Source organism: Actinoplanes sp. KI2, from assembly GCF_025630775.1.
GTDB lineage: Bacteria > Actinomycetota > Actinomycetes > Mycobacteriales > Micromonosporaceae > Actinoplanes.
In genome coordinates this window covers 24,322-44,450 of sequence record NZ_JAOSZE010000060.1, presented here as the reverse complement: position 1 = coordinate 44,450, position 20,129 = coordinate 24,322, and the positions used below count along the sequence as shown (strand labels likewise).

General features: G+C 71.1%; 22 protein-coding genes. 6 read left to right on the top strand and 16 right to left on the bottom strand.

Annotated elements, in window-relative coordinates; all coding sequences use genetic code 11:
• Window positions 1-59 precede the first annotated feature (59 nt).
• Window positions 60-746: a response regulator transcription factor gene (locus tag ODJ79_RS41455; RefSeq protein ID WP_263029199.1), complete on the top strand. Its 687-nt coding sequence runs from the start codon at window positions 60-62 to the stop codon at window positions 744-746.
• 68 nt (window positions 747-814) lie between these two features.
• Window positions 815-1,264 carry a hypothetical protein gene (locus ODJ79_RS41450; protein ID WP_263029198.1) on the top strand — a complete coding sequence of 150 codons (450 nt, stop codon included), beginning with the start codon at window positions 815-817 and terminating at the stop codon, window positions 1,262-1,264.
• On the opposite strand, the gene ODJ79_RS41445 is transcribed toward ODJ79_RS41450, so the two are convergent.
• The 6 genes from ODJ79_RS41445 to ODJ79_RS41420 all read right to left on the bottom strand — a co-directional run bounded on the left by ODJ79_RS41445 (window position 1,233) and on the right by ODJ79_RS41420 (window position 6,391).
• The gene (locus ODJ79_RS41445) at window positions 1,233-2,030 is read right to left on the bottom strand and encodes an ABC transporter permease subunit (protein WP_263029197.1); all 798 of its coding nucleotides are present in this window, start codon (window positions 2,028-2,030) and stop codon (window positions 1,233-1,235) included. The genes ODJ79_RS41450 and ODJ79_RS41445 overlap by 32 nt on opposite strands.
• A gap of 97 nt (window positions 2,031-2,127) precedes the next feature.
• Entirely contained in the window at window positions 2,128-2,847 is a 720-nt protein-coding gene (locus tag ODJ79_RS41440) for an ABC transporter ATP-binding protein (RefSeq protein ID WP_263029196.1), read from the bottom strand.
• The gene (locus ODJ79_RS41435; protein WP_263029195.1) at window positions 2,844-3,632 is read right to left on the bottom strand and encodes a hypothetical protein; all 789 of its coding nucleotides are present in this window, start codon (window positions 3,630-3,632) and stop codon (window positions 2,844-2,846) included. The genes ODJ79_RS41440 and ODJ79_RS41435 overlap by 4 nt, the downstream gene beginning before the upstream one ends.
• 80 nt (window positions 3,633-3,712) lie before the next feature.
• Window positions 3,713-4,027 carry a PadR family transcriptional regulator gene (locus ODJ79_RS41430; protein ID WP_263029194.1) on the bottom strand — a complete coding sequence of 105 codons (315 nt, stop codon included), beginning with the start codon at window positions 4,025-4,027 and terminating at the stop codon, window positions 3,713-3,715.
• A 55-nt stretch (window positions 4,028-4,082) separates the two neighbouring features.
• Entirely contained in the window at window positions 4,083-5,537 is a 1,455-nt protein-coding gene (locus ODJ79_RS41425; RefSeq protein WP_263029193.1) for a GGDEF domain-containing protein, read from the bottom strand.
• A 77-nt stretch (window positions 5,538-5,614) separates the two neighbouring features.
• Entirely contained in the window at window positions 5,615-6,391 is a 777-nt protein-coding gene (locus tag ODJ79_RS41420) for an IclR family transcriptional regulator (RefSeq protein WP_263029192.1), read from the bottom strand.
• Between the two features lie 69 nt (window positions 6,392-6,460).
• On the opposite strand from ODJ79_RS41420, the gene ODJ79_RS41415 reads away from it, so the two are divergent.
• Complete coding sequence (locus ODJ79_RS41415) at window positions 6,461-6,784, top strand: putative quinol monooxygenase (RefSeq protein WP_263029191.1); 324 nt, start codon at window positions 6,461-6,463, stop codon at window positions 6,782-6,784.
• A 4-nt stretch (window positions 6,785-6,788) separates the two neighbouring features.
• On the opposite strand, the gene ODJ79_RS41410 is transcribed toward ODJ79_RS41415, so the two are convergent.
• From ODJ79_RS41410 to ODJ79_RS41390, 5 genes are read right to left on the bottom strand one after another with little or no spacing between them, the layout of a single operon-like run.
• The gene (locus tag ODJ79_RS41410; protein ID WP_263029190.1) at window positions 6,789-8,276 is read right to left on the bottom strand and encodes a glycosyltransferase family 39 protein; all 1,488 of its coding nucleotides are present in this window, start codon (window positions 8,274-8,276) and stop codon (window positions 6,789-6,791) included.
• 39 nt (window positions 8,277-8,315) lie between these two features.
• Entirely contained in the window at window positions 8,316-8,963 is a 648-nt protein-coding gene (locus tag ODJ79_RS41405; protein WP_263029189.1) for an iron-sulfur cluster assembly protein, read from the bottom strand.
• A complete protein-coding gene (locus ODJ79_RS41400; RefSeq protein ID WP_263029188.1) occupies window positions 8,960-10,003 on the bottom strand; it encodes an amidohydrolase family protein in 1,044 nt (347 codons plus the stop codon). The genes ODJ79_RS41405 and ODJ79_RS41400 overlap by 4 nt, the downstream gene beginning before the upstream one ends.
• Entirely contained in the window at window positions 10,003-11,001 is a 999-nt protein-coding gene (locus ODJ79_RS41395; protein WP_263029187.1) for an NAD(P)-dependent alcohol dehydrogenase, read from the bottom strand. The genes ODJ79_RS41400 and ODJ79_RS41395 overlap by 1 nt, the downstream gene beginning before the upstream one ends.
• Window positions 11,002-11,054: 53 nt before the next feature.
• Window positions 11,055-13,199 carry an MMPL family transporter gene (locus ODJ79_RS41390; RefSeq protein WP_263029186.1) on the bottom strand — a complete coding sequence of 715 codons (2,145 nt, stop codon included), beginning with the start codon at window positions 13,197-13,199 and terminating at the stop codon, window positions 11,055-11,057.
• A 200-nt stretch (window positions 13,200-13,399) separates the two neighbouring features.
• Between ODJ79_RS41390 and ODJ79_RS41385 the strand changes: the two genes are divergently transcribed.
• From ODJ79_RS41385 to ODJ79_RS41375, 3 genes are read left to right on the top strand one after another with little or no spacing between them, the layout of a single operon-like run.
• Window positions 13,400-13,663 carry a hypothetical protein gene (locus ODJ79_RS41385; RefSeq protein ID WP_020517247.1) on the top strand — a complete coding sequence of 88 codons (264 nt, stop codon included), beginning with the start codon at window positions 13,400-13,402 and terminating at the stop codon, window positions 13,661-13,663.
• 4 nt (window positions 13,664-13,667) lie between these two features.
• Complete coding sequence (gene smpB, locus ODJ79_RS41380) at window positions 13,668-14,147, top strand: SsrA-binding protein SmpB (protein WP_263029185.1); 480 nt, start codon at window positions 13,668-13,670, stop codon at window positions 14,145-14,147.
• Between the two features lie 21 nt (window positions 14,148-14,168).
• Window positions 14,169-14,897 (top strand): alanyl-tRNA editing protein, encoded by a 729-nt coding sequence (locus ODJ79_RS41375; RefSeq protein ID WP_263029184.1) that lies wholly within the window; start codon window positions 14,169-14,171, stop codon window positions 14,895-14,897.
• Window positions 14,898-14,911: 14 nt separating this feature from the next.
• Here ODJ79_RS41375 and ODJ79_RS41370 read toward each other — a convergent pair whose 3' ends face one another.
• From ODJ79_RS41370 to ODJ79_RS41350, 5 genes are all read right to left on the bottom strand, one after another.
• A complete protein-coding gene (locus tag ODJ79_RS41370; protein ID WP_263029183.1) occupies window positions 14,912-16,024 on the bottom strand; it encodes a sugar ABC transporter substrate-binding protein in 1,113 nt (370 codons plus the stop codon).
• A 168-nt stretch (window positions 16,025-16,192) separates the two neighbouring features.
• Window positions 16,193-17,209 carry an ABC transporter permease gene (locus ODJ79_RS41365; protein WP_263029182.1) on the bottom strand — a complete coding sequence of 339 codons (1,017 nt, stop codon included), beginning with the start codon at window positions 17,207-17,209 and terminating at the stop codon, window positions 16,193-16,195.
• Window positions 17,206-18,087, bottom strand: coding sequence for an ABC transporter ATP-binding protein (locus ODJ79_RS41360; protein ID WP_263029181.1), 882 nt, complete (start codon window positions 18,085-18,087; stop codon window positions 17,206-17,208). The genes ODJ79_RS41365 and ODJ79_RS41360 overlap by 4 nt, the downstream gene beginning before the upstream one ends.
• Window positions 18,084-18,482: a GntR family transcriptional regulator gene (locus ODJ79_RS41355; protein WP_263029180.1), complete on the bottom strand. Its 399-nt coding sequence runs from the start codon at window positions 18,480-18,482 to the stop codon at window positions 18,084-18,086. The genes ODJ79_RS41360 and ODJ79_RS41355 overlap by 4 nt, the downstream gene beginning before the upstream one ends.
• Before the next feature lie 85 nt (window positions 18,483-18,567).
• Window positions 18,568-20,007, bottom strand: coding sequence for an NAD-dependent succinate-semialdehyde dehydrogenase (locus ODJ79_RS41350; protein ID WP_263029179.1), 1,440 nt, complete (start codon window positions 20,005-20,007; stop codon window positions 18,568-18,570).
• Window positions 20,008-20,129: the final 122 nt, after the last annotated feature.

The following is a 20,129-nucleotide window of genomic DNA, read 5'->3' as shown; positions in this document are numbered from 1 at the left end:
GGCTCGCCGCGCCGGGTCCTTCAGCACATTTTCAGCAGGACTGGGGTCACGCTTGACGCATGCGGATGCTGGTGGTGGAGGACGAGGTCGGCCTGGCCGAGACGCTGCGGGACGGGCTGACCGGTGCCGGGTTCGTCGTCGACGTGGTGCACGACGGGGTCGACGGGCTGTGGCAGGCCACCGAGACGCCGCACGGGGCGTACGACGTGATCGTGCTGGACATCATGCTGCCGGGACTGAGCGGCTACGAGGTGTGCCGGCAGTTGCGGGCGCGGGAGGTGTGGACCCCGATCCTGATGCTGACCGCGAAGGACGGCGAGTACGACCAGGCCGACGCGTTCGACCTGGGCGCCGACGACTATCTGACCAAGCCGTTCTCGTTCGTCGTGCTGATCGCCCGGCTGCGGGCGCTGATCCGGCGCGGCGCGCCCGAGCGGCCGGCCGTGCTCGCCGCCGGCGACCTGTCGCTCGATCCCGGCCAGCGGAAGGTGTGGCGCGGCGGTGAGGCGGTCGCGGTGACCCCGCGGGAGTTCGCGATGCTCGAGTTTCTCCTGCGGCACCAGGGTCAGGCGGTCACCAAGCGGGCGATCCTGGAGAACGTCTGGGACGCGCACTTCGCCGGCGACCCGAACATCGTCGAGGTCTACATCGGCTACCTGCGCAAGAAGATCGACCATCCGTTCGGCCGGGCATCGATCGAGACCGTGCGCGGCGCCGGCTACCGGATCGTGCCCGACGGGGGATGAACCGCACCCGAACGGCCACGACCTAGGCATTCAGCAAATTCTTAGGTTCACGTCACCAGAGTGTCGGCGTGTGGTTCCAGGTCTCCCCTGAGATCGATGCGGTGCTGGACTCCACCGCCGCCGATCTCGCCTACGTCGTCTACGCCATCGCCGGTGTCGTCGCCGTGCTGGCTCTGCGCCGGCGCCGCGTCCGGCCGGTCGTCCTGCTCGCCGCCGCCCCGCTGGTCGCCTACGGCCTGGCCCGCGGCCTCGCGCACCTCGACCAGCATCGAACGGTCCCGCCGGCCACGGCCGCATTTGCCATCGCGTACGCCATTCTCCTGTTCTTCGACCGTCGCGTCGGCCTGGCGCTCGCCGCGGGCGCGGTCGTGGTCGGCCTGGATCACCCGAGCGACATGGCCGTGGCGGCGGCCATCGCCTCGCTCGCGGTGTTCGTCGTGCACCTGGGCGGCTCCCTGGTCGTCGTGAAGGAGAACCGCGACAGGGTCAGGCTGCCGGGTCCCGGCGCCGCAGGATGACCCAGCAGGCCGCCACGCACCCCGCGATCCAACCAGCCTGAACGGCGACCCCGAGCATGAGCCCGGACGCCCCGGCCGGGTCGAACAGCCCGACCCAGTTCTGCCAGTAGTGCACCGGCAGCGCCACCGCGAGCGCATGCAGGCCGGACTGGCCGTTGAGGATGCTCGCCACCACGACGAACCCGACCGACGCGGCCAGGGCCTCGGCGCCGCGCGGCAGCAGCAGCCCGAGGGTCAGCGCGATCGCCGCCATCGCGAGCAGGCACAGCAGCGTGTAGCCGGTGGCCGCGAGGACCCGGCCGGTCGTCTCGCCGGTGCTGAGGTTAGGCGCGCCGATCACGTGGAACGGGTGCCAGCCGAAGATGATCGAGCCGACCGCGAGCCCGGCGGCGAGGACGCAGCCGAGGGCGGCGCCGGTCGCAACGGCGGCGGCCGCGAGCTTGGCCGCCAGCAGGCGGGCCCGGGTGACCGGCGCGACGTAAAGGTAGCGCAGCACGCCCCAGTCCCGGTCGGCCGAGGCGATCGCGGTGGCCAGCAGCGCCACCACGATCGGCAGCAGCAGCGGGCCGGCGAACTCCAGGCCGGCCATGTCGTGGTTCAGCGCCGAGTACGGCGACGCCCCGAACAGGCCGCCCTGGTTGCCGTTGCGGTGCCCGGCCGAGGAGGCGAACGACACCCCGGCGGCCACCGGGATCGCGGCCAGGCCGAGCAGCGCGATCAGCGTGCGCAGCCGCATCAGCTGGGCGGTGAGCTCAACGCGCAGCACGGCCGCTCCCCTCGATCAACGCCTCGACGCGCAGCACGGCCGCTCCCCTCGATCAACGCCTCAACGCGCAGCACGGCCGCTCCCCTCGATCAACGCCTCAACGCGCAGCACGGTCGCTCCCCTCGATCATCGTGAGGTAGGCGTCCTCGAGCGACCCGACCCCGCCGAGCAGGTCGTCGAGCGCCCCGGCGGCGACCAGCGTCCCGCGGTTCATCACGACGAGATGGCTGGCCAGCATCTGCACCTCGGCGAGCTGGTGGCTGGAGATCAGCACGGTCGCCCCGGCGGCGGCCCGGGCGGCGAGGTGCCGGCGCAGCGCCCGCACCTCGGCCGGGTCGAGCCCGGTGGCCGGCTCGTCCAGCACCAGCACGTCCGGTTGCCGCATCAGCGCCTGGGCGAGCGTCAGCCGCTGCTTCATGCCCATCGAATAGCCCTTGACCCGGCGGTCGAGCGCCGCGCCCAGGCCGGCCAGGTCGAGCGCGTCGTCCAGCCCGGGCGGCGGCCAGTCCCGGCCGGCCGCCTGCCACAGCAGCCGCAGGTTGGCGGCGCCGGTCAGGTGCGGCACGAACGCCGGTCCGTCGATCAGCACGCCGACCCGGCGCAGCACCGGCGCGCCCAGGCTCACCGGACGGTCGGCGATCCGCACCGCGCCGGCGTCCGGGCGGGACAGCCCGACCAGCATCCGCATGGTCGACGTCTTGCCGGCGCCGTTCGGGCCGAGCAGCGCGCAGATCTGGCCGGGCGAGACCGCGAAGCTCAGCCCCTGTACGGCCGGTCGCCGTCCGTACCATTTGGACAACTCCTCAGCCTGGATCATGACGCGGCCCGCAGCTGGCGACGGCCGGCCACCCCGGCGAGCACGGTCGCCGCGCCCAGCGCCACCATCAGGCCGAGCCAGCTCGGCAGCAGCGGCGTCGCGAGGAAGCCCAGGCCGCCGGTCGAGCGGACCTGCAGTCCCCAGATCAGCGCGGCCACCGTGGCCAGGGCCATGCCGCCGGTAACCGTGATCAGCGCGACCGGCCGCAGGCGCGGCGGCTGCTCGGCCGGCACCCGGCGCAGGACGGTGCCGGCGGCCCAGGCCGTCGCGGCGACCACCGCGATCCCGGCCGCCGCCAGCAGCAGGAAGCCGGGCGGGCCGCCGATCGCCGACGCCACACCCAGGACACCGAACCAGAGGGCCGTGCCCGCGAACGGCACGGCCACGTACTTCCATGCGCCGGCGTCGCGACCGCGCAGCAGCGCCATCCCGCTGGGCGCCGCCGCGGCCACCAGGGCCAGGAGCGCCACTCCCGCCGCCAACACCACGATGGTGTACGCCGTCCGCCCGGCCCCGGCGATGTCCTCGGCGAGCTTGGCGAACCCGATACCGGCGACGGTGAACAGCCCGGCCGCCCACACGGCGACCGTCATCGGTGCGGCATTTCTCATCAGCACACCTCCGTGGGCGCGGACCGCGCCGCGCAGCGAGTCGGCGATCAGCCCGGGGCGGCGGTGGATCCGCAGGTCGCACAGCAGCTGGGCATACTCGTCGCCGTACCGGCGGCGCCACCCGGCCGGGTAGCAGGCGACCAAGACCCGAACCAGCCGGCCGTCGCCGCTCACGCCGTTTCCACCCGCAGCCGGCCCAGGCTGAGCGCCGCTCACGTCGTTTCCACCCGCAGCCGGCCCAGGCTGAGCGCCGCTCACGCCGTCTCCACCCGCAGCCGGCCCAGGCTGAGCGCCGCGAGCTTTCGCATCCGCGTCGCCTGGGCGGACAGTTCGGCGGCGCCGGCCGCGGTCAGCCGGTAAGGCCTGCGCCGCCCCTCGGCCGGCAGCCCCTCGATCAGCCCGCGCTCCTCGAGGCGGGCCAGCGCCGCGTACAGCGTGCCCGGGCCGAGGGTCACGCCGACCTCGGCGGCGATGTCCGTGGTGATCGCGTAGCCGTGCTTCTCGCCGTCGGCGAGGCTGGCCAGCACCAGCAGGCCGGGCTCCGCCCAGCGACCGAGTTCGTCAGCCATCCCGTACTCCGTTCCGCGTTATAACGCCGAACGTACTACGCGGGACGTAATAAAGCTAGGCGGCCAGCGCCTCCGCCGGGCCGGCCTCGACGATCCGATTGCGCCCGGCGCGCTTCGCCTCGTAGAGCGCCTTGTCGGCGCGGGCGGTGAGCGCGTCCGAGGTCTCGGCCCCGTTCCAGAGCGCGATGCCGGCCGAGAACGTCTGCCCGAGCGGGGTCGCGAGCCGCATCCGGTCGACGATCTCGGAGGCCTGCTCGACGGTCGCGTTCGGGAGCATCACCACGAACTCCTCGCCGCCGTACCGGGCGAGGTGGTCCGCGGTGCGCAGCTGGTCCTGCCAGGCGGCCGCCGCCTCCTTCAGCAGCCGGTCACCGGTCAGGTGCCCGTACGCGTCGTTGAAAAGCTTGAAATGGTCGATGTCGATGATCGCGACGGTCAGTGGGTCGCGGGTGCGCCGGATCCGCTCGATGGTGCGCGGCAGCTCGATGTTCCAGGCGCGCCGGTTCGGCAGCCCGGTCAACTCGTCGGTGATCGCCAGCTCGCGGACCTTCTCGGTCTGCACGTCCAGCTGCCTGATCAGCTGCGACATCCGGGTCACCACCAGCAGGGACAGCGCCACGCAGCCGAGCGCGATGGAGAGCACGTCGTCGCCGCGCACCCGGTGCAGGACCGATTGCACGACCAGCAGCCCCGGCCCGACCAGCGACGCCACGGTGAGCGCCAGCAGCAGCGGCCGGCCGATCCGCCACGAGCGCGGCGCGACCGGGCGAGACAGCGAGCGCATGTCGGGGTGGGCCGCCGCCGCGCCGAAGCACAGGAACCCGGCCAGGAACACCACGCTGAGCAGCTTGTGCGCCATCGGGCCGGGCTCCCAGGCCACCTGATTGATCGCCGCCCAGGCGACGTCGCCGGCCAGGAAGCACAGCAGCGCGGCACAGACCAGGCGGAACGCGGCGTTGCGGGCGCTGCCGCTGATCATCAGGCGGACGGTCATCGCCAGCAGCACGATGTCGCCGACCGGGTAGGCCACGCTGATGATGTGGCCGAACAGCCCGATCGACTCGTCGGCCGCGGCCGGCTTGACCATGAAGATCCAGGCGAGCAGGCCCAGGCCGGTGGTCATCGTGGTGGCGTCGAGCAGGCTGGCCCAGTCGCGGTGCGGGGTGCGCTTCCAGATCAGCAGCAGCATGCCCATCGCCACGGCCGGGTAGAGCGAGAGGTACGCGGCGTCCGCCCAGGACGGGAAGCCCCACTCGGTGTTGGTCCGGGTCAGGATCCACTCGACGAGGATGCCGCTGGAGTTGCCGAAGACGCCGAGCGCGAACAGCCACCACGTCACCGACATGGGCGGGCGCCGGTGCCGGATGCCCGCCACGATCATCCCGGCCGCGTACCACCCGATGGCGACCTGCCAGATCATCTGCAGCGTGCTGCCGTCCGGCACGAGGAAGTATCCGGTCAGGGCCAGGGCCGCGACGGCCAGGTGGAAACGCATCAACCGGCTACCCATGGTCCCGCTTCCTCGCCGTCGGCTGCACGCAATCCATGGCAGTCGGCCGGGGTTGCGCGACGGCTGCCCGGCCGGGTTCAGTTCGGGTGCAGCGCGACGGCGCGGGTCGCCCGCACGGCGCCCAGGCGGACGGCGCGCTCGGCCGTCCACCGGTCGGCGCGCAGCCGGGTGGTCGGCATCGAGATCGCGACCGCGCCGACGAACCGCCCGGCCGCGTCCGTCACCGGCGCCGCCATGCAGCTGAGCCCGGACTGGAACTCGTCCACCTCGACCGCCAGGCCGGTGTCGTGCACCTGGCGCAGCTGGCGGGAGAGCAGCGCCCGGTCGGTCACCGTGGCCGGCGTCACCCGCGGCGTGCCGGTGTGGTCCAGCAGCGCCTCCCGGTCGGCCGGCGCGAGCGTGGCCAGCATCAGCTTGCCGAACGCGGTCGCGTGCGGCGCCTGATGGAAGCCGATGCCGATCGGCCGGATGCGGGGATGCTTCGGGCACTCGGCGACGTGCGCGACGATCATCTCGGCGTCCCGCAGGGCCGCGTAGTACGCCGCGGCCTGCGCCTGCTGGTGCACGACCTCGGCGACCCGCTGCACCGCGGGCGGCACCGCGATCTGCCGGTACAGGCCGCGGGCCAGGTCGTCGACCCGGTGACCGAGCGCGTACGCGTGCTCTTCGGGAAGATGAACCAGGTAGCCACCCGTGACCAGGGTGGTCAGCAGGTGGTAAGTCGTAGGGAGGGTGAGACCGAGCGACCGGGCGACGTCGCGGGCCGGCACCGGACCCGGCGAGGCGGCGATGTGGTCGAGTACGCACATCGCCCGTTCCACCGACTGGAGGTGACCAGCGCCCTTGCCGCTCATGCACCCAGCGTCCGTCCGCGCCGCCGGGGAGGGAACCCCGATGGCTGATCGCGCGAAAGGCGAACAACGATGATCTTCATTACCGCCAAGTTCCTGATCAAGCCGGAGCACGCCGAGCAGTGGCCGGAGATCGCCGGCCCGTTCACCCGGGCCACCCGCGGCGAGGCCGGCTGCCTGTGGTTCGACTGGTCGCGCAGCCTGGACAACCCGCAGGAGTACGTGCTGGTGGAGGCGTTCCGGGACGGCGACGCGGGCGCGGCGCACGTCGGTTCGGCCCACTTCAAGCAGGCCCAGCAGGACCTCCCCCAGTACCTGGTGGCCACCCCGAAGATCATCAGCCAGACCGTCGGCCAGGACGACTGGTCCGAGCTCGGTGAGCTGGCGGTCAGGTAGGACCTCAGTCGTAGTGCTGGAAGCGCCGCCACAGCGCGGGCCACGGCTCCCGTGGCCCGCGGCAGACCCGGACGGTGACATCGCCCTGCTCCTCGTTCTCCACGCCGACCCGGTTGTCCAGCTCGCGCATGGTCTCGCAGGTCGCGAAGGCGCCCTCGAGGAAGGGCTGGTCCAGGCCGACGACGACCGCGACGGTCGCGGAGTCCGGCGGCGGGCCGTAGTTGTAGAGCTCGTTGTGCCCGCTGTAGACCGCCGGTAGGTGGTAGCGGGGGCCGTACTTGTCCAGCGCGCCCGCCTCGCCATAGTTCGCAGTCAGCAGCACGGCGTGGGCTCGTTCGGCGGCGGGCAGGCCGGCCACGATCTCGGCCACCTCGCGCACGTAGACCGGCCAGCCGATCTGGTCGCCGACCACCGAACTGGCCGCCGGCACGCCGGTCGAGCCCACCGAGGTCACCGGGATCAGCGGCAGTGCCACCACCAGCGTCGCGGCGGCCGACAGCACCACGGCGGCGACCGGCCAGGCCCAGCGCGCGCGGCGGCGACCGGCCCAGCGCGCGACGACGACCGAGCCGGCCGCAAACAAGAAGATCAACAACCCGACCGGATAGTACGGCTGACCGCCGCTCACCAGGGTCAGAACGCACGCCACCAGGTACGCCCAGGCCAGCGCCCGCACCGGCCGCCAGGCCTCGTCGCGCAGGACCCGGACGAGCCCGATGATCCAGATGGCGGACGGGCCGACCAACGCGAGCTGCAGCGGGACGAAGGTCACCCGGTCGTCGTGGCCCTTGTTGCGGGCGATGGCGCGAGCCATCTCCAGCTGCGGCCAGCCGTGGGTGATCTGGTAGACGATGTTCGGCGCGGCCAGCAGCAGGGCGATCGCCAGGCCCGCCCACAGCCACGGCTCACGGAGCTCGCGCCGCGGCCCTGCGATCAGCAGTCCGGCCACCAGAGCGACCAGCAACAGCGCGACGAGCTGTTTGTTGTACGACCCGAGCCCGGCGGTGACGCCGACGGCGAGCCACCAGCGGGGCCGGCCGCGCAGCAGGGCCCGACCGGCGAACAGGATGGTCAGCAGCCAGAACACCACGTCGACGGTCGCGGTCGCCAGCGTGTGCCCGAGCAGGACCGCGCCGGTCGTGGCCAGGCCGGCGGTGGCCAGCACCTGCGCGGCCCGGCCCCCGCCCAACTCGCGAACGATGAGCGCGACGACGACCACGGCGGCGGCGGCGGCGGCGCAAAGGATCGCCGGAATCCGGAAGGCCACCAGGTTGTCGCCGAAGACGGCGGTGCTGACCCGGCCGAGCAGCGGCGTCAGCGGCGGCTCGTCGACATAGCCCCACGACAGGTGCCGGCCGAGGATCCGGAAGTACAGCTCGTCGCGGTGGTATCCATATCGGCCGGCGGTGGCGGCGAGCAGCACGACGCAGACGCCGGCCACGGCCGCGACAGGGCCGGCCGCGAACCGCGGCAACGGGTCGCGCACTTCCATTGCAGTTCCCCCCATGACGACAGCGGGGGAACCGTACCGCTAAGGCTCGGCGCGCGTCAGCCCGTACCGGGTCTCCAGCAGGCCCCGGCAGAGACCGGCGTTACCGTCGATGCTGACCCGGACGGTTCGCGCGAAGCGCAGCCACCCGGGCAGCGCCTCGGGGGTCAGCGGCGCCCCGGTGTCATCACACAGGGCGTAGTCGCTGCTGATCCCGAGCCGGGCCCGGCGACGCACGACGGCGGCGGCCGCGTCCGGCGCCTGCCGTGCCGCCTCCGCCAGGGACAGCCGGGACAGGTCACCGCTCAACCGGCGGGCCAGCCGATCCTGAGCCGCCACGTGCGCCTTCCGGTCGAAGATCAGGCGCAGCGAGGACAGCGACGGATCGGTGCCGTCGGTGTCGAACGCCGCGTCGAAGGCGGCCGCGTTGATCTCCTCCGACGCGAAGTGATCGAGCAGCACCACCGACACCGGGCCGGCGTCCGGGAGCGCGGACACCGCGTCCCGGGCGTCGGCCACCATCAGCCAGGCGAAGTTCGGCGCGCAAAAGTACGTCGGCAACCGCAACTGCACCCGGACCGGCGCCACCCGCACCGACGCCACGAAGCCGAGGTCGGTGATCGGGCGGTCCAGTTCGGGGTCACGCACCCCGGACAGGGCCGCCCACACCTGCGACGATGTCGGGCTCATGCGGTGGTCGCCGCCGGCGCCGGGGTCGAGCCGATCGCCGATCCGCCGCCGGGGTCCGCGATGTCCAGCTCGCCGGGCACCTTGAGGTCGTAGAGCCGGGCCGCGTTCAACCCCAGGATCTTCTTCTTGATCGTGGGAGTCAGCACCCCGTACTCGCCCTGCATGTCCTCCGGGATCTGGAAGTCGACGAACTTCTCGATCAGCCACTTCGGCTGCCAGATCGCGTAGTCGCTGCCGAACAGCAGGCGGTTCTCGTCGAGCCAGTACAGCAACTCGCCGATGATCTGCGCGAAGTACCGCGGCCGGGAGTGGATGAACGGCATCGCCACCGCCAGCCCGCCGTACACGTTCGGCTCCTGGGTGGCGATCCAGCAGAAGTCCTCGAGCCGCGGCAGCCCGACGTGCTCGACGATGAACCGCAGCCCCGGGAACGCGGTCGCGGCGTCGTCCACATCGGCGACGTCGAACGCGTCCCGGTTCATCGGGTAGACCGTCGGGCCCTTGTGCACATGGATGTTGCGGATCCCGAGCGCCTCGCACCTCTCCAGATACCGGTACGCCCACGGGTCGCTCAGCTTCCAGCCCTTGCTGTCGCCCTTCCACTCGGCCGTGTAGAGCTTGACCCCGCGCAGCTGCCAGCGCTCGTGCAGACGCTCCAACCGCTCCAGCCCGGCCTCGCCGTCCCGCGGGTCGAAGCGCCCGTTGACGATGAACCGGCCCGGGTTCCGCTCGGCGATCTCCCCGTTCTGCTGCGTCGTGTTGAAGCCGTTCACGTACCAGTCGCTCAGATAGGTCGACTGCAGGATCGCGACGTCGTCGTAGCCCACCTCGAAGAGATCATGCAGAAGGCGCTCCTCGGGGTACCGCTCGAACTCCTCGAGGGTCCAGCGGTACGACTCCGGCGACAGGTTCGAGTGGTAGTCGTAGAAGCACTTGATGAAGCCCTCGCCGTACCGGTTGATCTGGTTGGCCGGGCTGCCGTCCCAGAAGTGCGTGTGCCCGTCCACCACGAAGTAGCTCTGTCCGTCCTTGCTGTACATCAGGGCACCAGGATCCCGCGTCCCTGCAGGCGCCCGGCCTCCAGATCGTCCATGGCCTCGTTCACCGCGGTCAGCGGGTAGGTCCGGGTGTGCAGGGTGACCTTGCCCTGGGCGGCGAGCGTCATCAGCTCGTCGAGGTCGTTGTAGGACCCGACCAGGTTGCCGATGATGTTGCGCTCGGTGGAGATCAGGTCGATGGTCGGGATGTCCACCGTCCCGCCGTAGCCGATCACGAAGTAGCTGCCCGCGCGGCGGGTCAGCGTCAGGCCGACCTTCTCGGCGCCCTGCTCCCCGACGAAGTCGAGCACCACGTGCGCGCTGTCCACCAGGTGGTCGGTGCGGTCGGTGACCTCATGCGCCCCCAGCGACCGGGCGAGCTCGCGGGCGGCCGGGTTGGGGTCGACCACGACGACCCGGGCGGCGGTCATCGCGAGCAGGCACTGGACGCCGATGTGGCCGAGCCCGCCGGCTCCGATCACCACACAGGTGGTCCCCGGGTACAGCAGCGGCACCGCCTTGCGCACCGCGTGGTAGGCGGTCAGCCCGGCGTCGGCGAGCGCGGCGACGGCCGCCGGCTCCAGGCCGTCGGCGAGCTTGACCACCGAGCGGGCGCTGGTCAGCAGGTATTCGGCCATCCCGCCGTCCGAGTCGATGCCCGGGAAGCGGGAGTTCTCGCAGTGCACGTCGTCGCCGGAGCGGCAGGGCCGGCACAGCCCGCAGGTGACCAGCGGGTGCAGGATCACCGCGTCGCCGGCGGCGACATTGGTGACCGCGCTGCCCACCTCGCGCACCCAGCCGGCGTTCTCATGCCCGATCGTGTACGGGAGCTGCACGCCGGACTTCTCGGCCCATTGCCCCTCGACGATGTGCAGGTCGGTGCGGCACAGCCCGGCCGCGCCGACCTGGACCAGCACGTCGAGCGGCCCGGTCACGCGCGGCTCGGGGACCTCGTCGACGGACGGGCGCTTTCCGTAGGAGTGAACCCGGACGGCCTTCATCGGCCTCGCCTCCTTGCAGGGTCGGTGTCTCCCGACCCTGCAAGGAGCGGCAGTCAGTGCGTTAGTTCGGGTTCAGATGCTGACAACGCCGGCGGGGTCCCGGACTCGGCGCCGGGCTCGTCGGGCACCTGGGCGAGCTTGCTCGGCCACCACATGTGCCGGCCGATGTCCAGGTTGAGCGCGGTGACCAGCACCGAGCGGACGATCAGCGTGTCCAGCAGGACGCCGAACGCCACGGCGAAGCCGATCTCGGCGAACGCGACCAGCGGCAGGCTGGCGAGCGCGGCGAACGTGCCGGCCAGCACGATACCGGCCGAGGTGATCACGCCGCCGGTGGCGGCCAGGCCGATCACGGCGCCGCGCCGGGTGCCGTGCGTCCGCGCCTCCTCCCGCACCCGGGTCATCAGGAAGATGTTGTAGTCGATGCCCAGGGCGACCAGGAAGACGAAGACGAACAGCGGGAACGAGGTGTCCTCGCCGGCGAAGTGGAAGATGTGCCGGAAGACCAGCGCGCTGACGCCGAGTGCCGCCGCGAACGACAGCACCACGGTGGCGATCAGGATCACCGGCGCCACGATCGCCCGCAACAGCAGGCCGAGGATCACCAGCACGACCAGCAGGACGAGCGGGATGATCAGCTTGTTGTCGTGCCGGTTGGCCGCGTTGATGTCGACCATCATGGCGGTCGTGCCGCCCGCCTTGGCGTTCGCGCCGGGCACCGCGTGCACGGCGACGCGCACCCGTTCGACGGTCGCCTGGGCGGCCTTGCTGTCGGGCGCGGCGGTCAGCGTGCCGTCCAGCCGCACCAGGTTGCCCTTGACCATCGGGTCGGCGACCGCGCTGATCCCGGACACCGCGGCGAGCGCCTGACGCACCTGGTCGGCCTGGGCCGCGTTGGCGATCACCGTGACCGGCTGGCCCTGACCGGCGGCGAAGTGCCGGGCGAGCGCCTCCTCGCCGGAGACCGAGGGCTGCTTGGTGGTGAAGCTGTCGGCCGTGGACAGGCCGTTCGCGTTGAGCTGGAACAGGCCGAGGGCCAGCGCGCCGAGCGCGGCGGCGGTGCCGATCCAGACGATCCGCGGGCGGTGCGCGATGCGGCCGCCGAGCCGGGCCCAGAAGCCGGTCGCGGTCGGCTCGGCCGTGCCGTACCTCGGGCGGGCCGGCCAGAACAGCCAGCGCCCGAAGATGACCAGCAGCGCCGGCAGCAACGTGATCATGGCGAGCAGGCCGACCGCGATGCCGAGCGCGGCCACCGGGCCGAGCCCCGAGGTCGAGTTGAGGTCGGCGAGCGTGAGGATCGACATGCCGATCGCGACGGTCGCGGCGCTCGCGATGATCGCCGGCCCGGCCCGGTGCAGGGCCAGCATCATGGCCTCGTGCCGGTCCTCGTGCTTGCGCAGCTCCTCCCGGTACCGGGCGATCAGCAACAGCGCGTAGTCGGTGCCGGCGCCGAAGACCAGCACCGTGAGGATGCCGGCACTCTGCGCGTTCACCACCAGGCCGGCGTGCTCGGCGAGCAGGTAGATCACCGATTGCGCCGTGGTCAGCGCCACGCCCGCCGTGATGATCGGCAACAGCCACAGGACCGGACTCCGGTACGTGACCAGCAGGATCACAGCCACCACGATCAGCGTCGTGTACAGCAGGGTCCCGTCGATGCCCTGGAACGCCGACGCGGAGTCGGCCGCGTTCCCGGCCGGACCGGTCAGGTAGACCACCATCGCGGCCGAGCCGTTCGTCACGGGCAGGCTGTTGTTCGCGATGGTCTTGAGCGAGGCGACGGTGTCGGCGATCTTCTCCCAGCCGGCCGCGTCCACCTTGATCGGCACGATCGTCTGCAGGGCCTGCTTGTCCTGCGCCGGGATCGGCCCGGTCACCTGACCCGACACGCCGTCCACGGTCGCGAACGCCTTCGCGTCGGCGGCCGCCTTGGCCTGGTCGGCGGCGGTGATGCCGCCGGTGCGCTCGTAGACGATCACCGCCGGGGCGATGTCGTCCGGCGCGAACTGCTTCTGCAGGTCGGCCACCTGGGTCGCCTCGGCGCCGCTGGGCAGCCAGGCCGAGTTGTCGTTCTTCTCGACCCCGCTCAGCTTGCCCGCCAGCGGACCGGCGATCGCGAGCACGACCACCCACAAGGCGAGCACGATCCACTTCGACCAGCGGCCACAGACCAGCCGCGCTATCCCACCCGTTGCCATTGCCGCGTCGCCCCCCGACGTTCGATGGTGCTTTCGGCGGAAGGGTATGCCGGGCGTTGCGAAGGCCCCAACCCTGAATTCGCCAAGCTCAGGGTTTTCTCAGGGAAGAGTTGTCCAGGTCACTGTCGGATGGCGGGCAGCACCGTTCCCCTGTCGGTTTCGGACAGCACGGTGAAACGGGTACCGGCATAATCGAACGGGTGACCAATTGGGAGTACGCGCGTCTGGAGTACCGCGCCGCCGGCACGCTCGGCACCGATCGCTTCATGGACTGGACGGCCACGTTCCATCACCCGGGCGGCGTGCTCCGCTGGGGCACCGACGAGCGCTTCGACGACCTGCGCCACCTCAACCGGGCGGGCGCGGCCGGCTGGCAGGCGTACGCGCGGGCCGCGATCCACGTGAAGGACGAGCCGCACCGGCTCAGCAGCGTCACGTACGCGATGAGGCGGCCGGTACCGTAGGCCGGTGGCAAAGGAACAAGGCCGGAAGCTGATCGCCTCGAACAAGAAGGCGCGGCACGACTACGCGATCCTCAAGACGTACGAGGCGGGTCTCGTGCTGGCCGGCACCGAGGTGAAATCGCTGCGCGAGGGCCGCGCGTCCCTGGTCGACGCGTTCGCCCAGGAGCACGAGGGCGAGATCATGCTGTACGGCCTGCACATCGCCGAGTACGGCTACGGCAGCTGGACCAACCACGTCCCGCGCCGCACCCGCAAGCTGCTGCTGCACCGCATCGAGATCGCGAAGATCCTCAACCAGCTGCGGGACGGGAACGGCCTGACCCTCGTGCCGTTGTCGATGTATTTCAGCAACGGCTGGGCGAAGGTCGAGCTCGGCATGGCGCGCGGTCTCAAGTCGTACGACAAACGGCAGGTCATGGCGGAGCGGGACGCCCAGAAGGAGATCGCGCGGGAGATGGGCCGACGTCTCAAGGGCCGCGCATAGCGTGATCGAGGAGGTTCCGGCGTGAGCGTACGCCTTGACTGGGAAGATCCCGGCCTGCGGGAGTGGGACTGCACCGTGGTGTGGTCCGACCCCGGCGATCCGGAGGCGGGCATCGTGCTCGACCGCTCCGCCTTCTATCCGGGCGGTGGCGGGCAGCCGCCGGACCACGGCGTGCTGCTGTGGCAGGGCGTCCGGACGCGGATCGTCGACACCCGCAAGGGCGACGACTTCTCGCTGATACCGGCGCCCGGCGACCCGATCCCGCGGGCCGGCACCAAGGTACGGGGCGCGATCGACGACGAACGCCGCAGCACGCTCATGCGCACCCACTCCGGCCTGCACATTCTGTGCGGGACGGTGTTCCGCGACTTCGGCGCGCTGGTCACCGGCGGCAACATGCAGCCCGGCGAGGCCCGGATGGACTTCAACCTCCCCGAGGTGCCGCCGGGCTTCAAGCAGAGCCTCGAGGACGCGGTGAACGCCGAGATCGCCGCCGATCGCAAGATCGTCGCGCGGGTTCTGCCGCGCGAGGAGGCCCTGCGGATCCCCACCCTGGTGCGCACCCAGGACGCGTTGCCGCCGCTGGACGAGCCGGAGATCCGGGTGATCGACATCGTCGGGCTGGACATGCAGGCCGACGGCGGCACGCACGTGGCCTCCACCGCGCAGGTCGGCCGGGTCGAGGTGGTCAAGGTGGAAAGCAAGGGCCGGCAGAACCGCCGGGTGCGGATCCGCCTGGCCCCTGCTTGACGCTGCTTACTCGCTTACACGATGCCGTACTGGACGCAGAGCGCCGCGTACCTGCCGGTGCAGAGGTCCTTCTTGCTGACGAACTTGTCGTTCACCACGACCTTGACCGAGTCGGCGGTGATCGGCTGAGGCTCCAGCAGGGCGAACGGGACGTAGGCGCCCGACTCCGGGTCCTTGATCTGGTCCTTGACCGTCGGGCGCTCGCCCTTGTAAAGCGCGATCGCCAGGTCGGCGGCGCGCTCGGCCTCCGGCCTGAGCGGCTTGTAGACGGTCATGCACTGCTCGCCGGCGAGCACCGCCTGCAGGCCCGGGACCGTGGCGTCCTGACCGGTGACCGGCACCCGGCCGGCCATGCCCTTCGACTGCAGCACCTTGATCACGGCGCCGGCCAGGCCGTCGTTCGCCGCCAGGACGCCGGCGATCTTCGGCTGCTGGGACAGCATCTGCGCGAAGATCCGGCCGCCCTCGTCGTTGTTCCAGTCCGGGACCGACTGGTCCGGGCCCTTGGTGAACGACGCCTTGTCGTACAGCGGGTTCAGGAGGTCGTCGTACCCCTTCTTGAACAGCGTCGCGTTGTTGTCGGTCGGCGACCCGTTCACCTCGGCCACGATCGGGTTCACCGCGTTCTTGTCGCGGAGGCAGTTGATCAGGCCGGTCGCCTGCAGCGTGCCGACCTTCACGTTGTCGAAGCTGACGTAGTAGTCGGCGCCGCCGTTGAGGGTGAGCCGGTCGTAGTCGATCGTCGGGATCTTCTTCTGCTTGGCCTTGTCGAGCACCTCTTTGCCGGTGTCCGAGTCAAGGTTCGCGATCATCAGCACCTTCACGCCGCTGTTGAGCATGTCGGTGGCGATCTTCACGAAGTTGGCCTTGTCGCCCAGCGCGTTCTTGATCTCGACCGGGATGTGCTGGGAGTCGAACGCCGCCTTCAGGTACTTGGGGTCGTCGTTCTTCCATCGCGTGGAGCTCTCGGTGTCCGGCAGGATGATGCCGACCCGGGCCTGGCCCGAGCCGGTGCCGGAGTCGCTGCCACCACTGGTGTCACCCGACTTGTTCGAGTCGTCACACGCTGTCATCGTGGCAGCGGCCAGGAGCCCGACCGTCGCGACCGCCAGCAGCTTCTTGCGCATTTCCGAGAATTCCTCTCAGGTGGTTCCCGACCTGTGTCGTCCGCCGAGACGTGGCCCCAAGTATCGAGCAGCGCGGCGCGCGCTCGACACGGGGTACGGCCCGGATGTGAAAGATAGTTCACAACCCGTGCGTAAGCATCGGCCGACTACCCGAAGTGCGAGCGAACCTTACGCCACCCGACGGCGTATCCACCAGAAGCAGAAGGCCACGAGAAGCGCCGAAACTACCAGGAAAGCGCCCAGTTCGCGCCATTGGAGCGGCCAGAACTTATCCGGACCGAGGTAGATCACCTTTTGTTGCAGATTCTGCGAAGCGATCCACTGCTCGCAGCCCTCCGGGCCGCCCGGCACCCCGGGGCCGCACCTGGTGGGGTCGTACGGGCCGTGCCAGGACGCGCCCGAAGATGTGACCACATCGTTGCTCAGCACCCACGCGGACTTCACCGGCGCCTGAGTTTCGATCCGGACTCGCCGCTGCGGGTCGTTGATGCTGAGGCCGATCCCGTGGATCCGGTCGGCGGTGAGGGCGCCCTGATAGGTCGTCTGCGCGACCAGGTGCGGGCGGAGGACGAACATCGACAGGAACACCGCGCCCACGACGACCACCAGGGTCACCGCCATCGCCGGCACGGTCCGGCGCATCAGCATGCCGATCGTCACCCCGGCGACGAAGGCGAACGCCGCGTACCCGATCGGCACCACCCCGCGGACCGTGAAGGTGTCCGGGCTCATCCAGTCGCCGGCCCGGTCGATCGGGCTCGCCCAGGCGGTGATCGCCCAGGTCAGCAGCCCGGCCACGACGACCGTGGCCAGGCCGATCCCGCCCAGCTTGACGGCCAGCCAGCGGCCCCGGCTCACCGTCTGGTTCCAGACCAGGCGGTGGGTGCCGGCCTCCAGCTCCCGGGCGACCAGCGGCGCGCCCCAGAACAGGCCGACCAGGGCCGGCATGACCATCAGCAGGATGCTGCCGTACTTCTGCAGCGCGCTGTACTGCGTCCCGTCGACCCGCTGGAGGAACTGATTGGCCAGTTGGTCGCAGTCGGCGGTGCAGCCCTGGTAGCCCATGTCCCGGGCCACCTGCAACAGCGATCCCCGGGTGGCCAGGAAGACGGCGGCGACCACGACGGTGACCGCGCCGCCGATCAGGGCCTGGATCCGGAACTGACGCCAGGTGAGCCAGATCATCGCTGCTTCTCCAGTACGCGGTCACGGCCGGACTGCCCGGCCTCGGTCAGGTAGGCGAGCACGAGGTCCTCCAGGTCGATGCCGTCGACGCTGAACGCCGGGTCGTCGATCGGAGCGGTGCTGCGCACCACGAGCGTCGACTGCACGTCGGTGTGCCGGGCCTGCACCACCTGGCGGCCGGGCCCGAGCGCGTCCGGGTCGATCCGCGCGCCGGTGAGCCGGTGGTGGGTGCTGAGTAGGTCCTCCACCTCGCCGGTGACCCGCACCCGGGACTGGACCAGCACGATCAGGTAGTCACAGACGCGTTCCAGGTCGGCGACCAGATGCGAGGACATGACCACGCTGGTGCCGGACTCGGCCACGTACTCCATCAGGCCCTGCAGGAACTCCCGCCGGGCGAGCGGGTCGAGCGCGGCCACCGGCTCGTCGAGCAGCAGCAGGTCGGGGCGCTTGGCGATGGCCACGGTCAGGGCGAGCTGGGCGCGCTGGCCGCCGGAGAGCTTGCCGGCCTTCTGCCGCGGGTCGAGCCCCAGCGCCTCGATCCGGCCGCGGGCGATCGCCTCGTCCCAGGACGGGTTGAGATGCGCGCCGAAGCGCAGGTGGTCCTCGACGGTCAGGCCGGCGTAGACCGGCGTGTCCTGGGCGACGAACCCGACCCGGGGCGAGCCGCTGACCGGGTCGCCGCCGAGCACTGACAGCCGCCCCGCGGTCGGCTGCAGCAACCCGCAGATCATCTGGAGCAACGTCGACTTGCCGGCGCCGTTCGGCCCGACCAGGCCGACCACGTGGCCGGCCGGGATGTCGAGCGTGCAGTCGGACAGTGCGGTCCGCCGCCCGTACTTCTTGGTCAGGTGCTCAGTCACCACCGCGCTGGTCATCGTCCCGCTCTTTCTCGGCAAAAGTGACGAAAGGTGCTCACGAACAGGGCCTCGATGCTCTCGTCGTCGAGCCCGGCGTCGCGCGCCTTGGCGAGCCAGCCGTCCAGGTCGCGGCGCAGCGGCTCGTACGCGGCGAGCTCCGACTCGCCACCGAGGGTGCGGGTCACGAAGGTGCCGAGGCCGGGCCGGGGCTGCACGAGCCCCTCGTACTCCAACTCTCGGTACGCCTTGAGCACCGTGTTCGGGTTGATCGCGACGCGGGCCACGACGTCCTTGACCGTGGGCAGCTTGTCGCCCTCCTGGAGCAGGCCCAGCCGCATGGCGTGCCGGACCTGCCGGATGAGCTGCATGTAGGGCGCGACGCCCGAGCGGGCGTCCAGGTGAAACTCGATCATCCTTACTGCCATTCCACTAGGTTCCTAGCACAATAGCAGTAAAAGATTGGCCGGAGGCAATGCCTCCGGCCCCTCTCCCAGCGAACTACCAGTTGACCGCGATGTACTTCGATTCCAGGTACTCGAGCAGCCCCTCGTGGCCGCCCTCGCGCCCGATGCCGCTCTGCTTGACCCCGCCGAACGGCGCCGCCGGGTCGCTGACCAGGCCCCGGTTCAGCCCGACCATGCCGGCCTCGATCGCCTCGCTGACCCGCAGCCCGCGCGCGAGATCCCTGGTGAAGACGTACGCGACCAGGCCGAACTCGGTGTCGTTCGCGTACCGCACGGCCTCGTCCTCGGACGTGAAGGTGACGATCGGCGCCACCGGCCCGAAGATCTCCTCGTGCAGGATCGGCGCATCGGCCGGCACCCCGGTCAGCACCGTCGGCGGGTAGTAGAACCCCGGCCCGTCCGGCCGGCTGCCCCCGATCACGGCAGTCGCCCCACCGTCGACGGCGGTCCTCACGAGCCCGTCGACCTTGGCCACGGTGTCCTCGTTCACGAGGGGCCCGACCTGCGTCTTCTCGTCGGTCCCCGGCCCGACCACCAGCCCCGCCATCCGCTCGGCCAGCCGCCGGGAGAACTCGTCGGCCACCGACGCCTCGACGTAGAACCGGTTGGCGGCGGTGCACGCCTCCCCGCCGTTGCGCATCTTCGCGATCATCGCCCCGTCCAGCGCAGCGTCGAGATCCGCATCGGCGAACACCAGGAACGGCGCGTTGCCGCCCAGCTCCATCGACGTGTTCACGACGTTCTCCGCCGCCTGGGCGAGCAGGATCCGCCCCACCTCGGTCGATCCCGTGAACGACACCTTCCGTACCCGCGGATCCTTGAGCATTTTCGAGACGACCTTGCCCGAGCTGCGCGACGGCAGCACGTTGACGACCCCTTCGGGCACCCCCGCCTCGGCCAGGATCGCCGCCATCGCGAGCGCGGTCAGCGGCGTGTCGCTGGCCGGCTTGAGGATCACCGTGCACCCCGCCGCCAGCGCCGGGCCGATCTTGCGGGTGGCCATCGCCGCCGGGAAGTTCCAGGGCGTCACCAGCACGCAGACCCCGACCGGCTGGCGCACCACCAGAATCCGGTTCGCCCCGCTCGGCGCCGTGCTGACCAGCCCCTCCCCGCGTACCGCCTCCTCCGCGAACCATCGGAAGAACTCCGCCGCGTAGGTCACCTCCCCCTTGGCGTCGGCCAGCGCCTTCCCGTTCTCCAGGCTGATCAGCTTGGCCAGCTCGTCGGCCCGCGCCGTCATCAGCTCGAATGCCCGGCGCAGCGCCTCCCCGCGCTGCCGGGGCGGGGTGGCCGCCCATCCGGGGCCGGCCGCGGCCGCCGCGTCGACGGCCGCGCCGGCGTCGCTCTCCCCGCCGTCGGCCACCGACGCGATCACCTCGCCGGTCGCCGGATCGAGCACGTCGAACCGATCCCCCGAGGAAGCAGGGACCCACTTACCACCGATGAAGAGTTCAGTTTCCACGCGTTCCAGCATCGTCCCGCTGCCCGGCTCACGCCACACTTCCGCCCCAGGACCAAAAGCCCCATATCGTACGAGGCAGACACGAGTCCCCGCCTTCCCGCCCTGCTGGTTGCCTACTCACCCTCCGCGCGGGG

Coding starts and splice junctions, on each gene's coding strand:
- ODJ79_RS41455 (WP_263029199.1), top strand. CDS start 60: ATGCGGATGCTGGTGGTGGAGGACGAGGTCGGCCTGGCCGAGACGCTG.
- ODJ79_RS41410 (WP_263029190.1), bottom strand. CDS start 8,276: ATGGAAGTGCGCGACCCGTTGCCGCGGTTCGCGGCCGGCCCTGTCGCG.
- ODJ79_RS41440 (WP_263029196.1), bottom strand. CDS start 2,847: ATGATCCAGGCTGAGGAGTTGTCCAAATGGTACGGACGGCGACCGGCC.
- ODJ79_RS41430 (WP_263029194.1), bottom strand. CDS start 4,027: ATGGCTGACGAACTCGGTCGCTGGGCGGAGCCCGGCCTGCTGGTGCTG.
- ODJ79_RS41395 (WP_263029187.1), bottom strand. CDS start 11,001: ATGAAGGCCGTCCGGGTTCACTCCTACGGAAAGCGCCCGTCCGTCGAC.
- ODJ79_RS41365 (WP_263029182.1), bottom strand. CDS start 17,209: ATGATCTGGCTCACCTGGCGTCAGTTCCGGATCCAGGCCCTGATCGGC.
- ODJ79_RS41350 (WP_263029179.1), bottom strand. CDS start 20,007: ATGCTGGAACGCGTGGAAACTGAACTCTTCATCGGTGGTAAGTGGGTC.
- ODJ79_RS41360 (WP_263029181.1), bottom strand. CDS start 18,087: ATGACCAGCGCGGTGGTGACTGAGCACCTGACCAAGAAGTACGGGCGG.
- ODJ79_RS41420 (WP_263029192.1), bottom strand. CDS start 6,391: ATGAGCGGCAAGGGCGCTGGTCACCTCCAGTCGGTGGAACGGGCGATG.
- ODJ79_RS41390 (WP_263029186.1), bottom strand. CDS start 13,199: ATGGCAACGGGTGGGATAGCGCGGCTGGTCTGTGGCCGCTGGTCGAAG.
- ODJ79_RS41400 (WP_263029188.1), bottom strand. CDS start 10,003: ATGTACAGCAAGGACGGACAGAGCTACTTCGTGGTGGACGGGCACACG.
- ODJ79_RS41355 (WP_263029180.1), bottom strand. CDS start 18,482: ATGATCGAGTTTCACCTGGACGCCCGCTCGGGCGTCGCGCCCTACATG.
- ODJ79_RS41425 (WP_263029193.1), bottom strand. CDS start 5,537: ATGGGTAGCCGGTTGATGCGTTTCCACCTGGCCGTCGCGGCCCTGGCC.
- ODJ79_RS41405 (WP_263029189.1), bottom strand. CDS start 8,963: ATGAGCCCGACATCGTCGCAGGTGTGGGCGGCCCTGTCCGGGGTGCGT.
- ODJ79_RS41415 (WP_263029191.1), top strand. CDS start 6,461: ATGATCTTCATTACCGCCAAGTTCCTGATCAAGCCGGAGCACGCCGAG.
- ODJ79_RS41370 (WP_263029183.1), bottom strand. CDS start 16,024: ATGCGCAAGAAGCTGCTGGCGGTCGCGACGGTCGGGCTCCTGGCCGCT.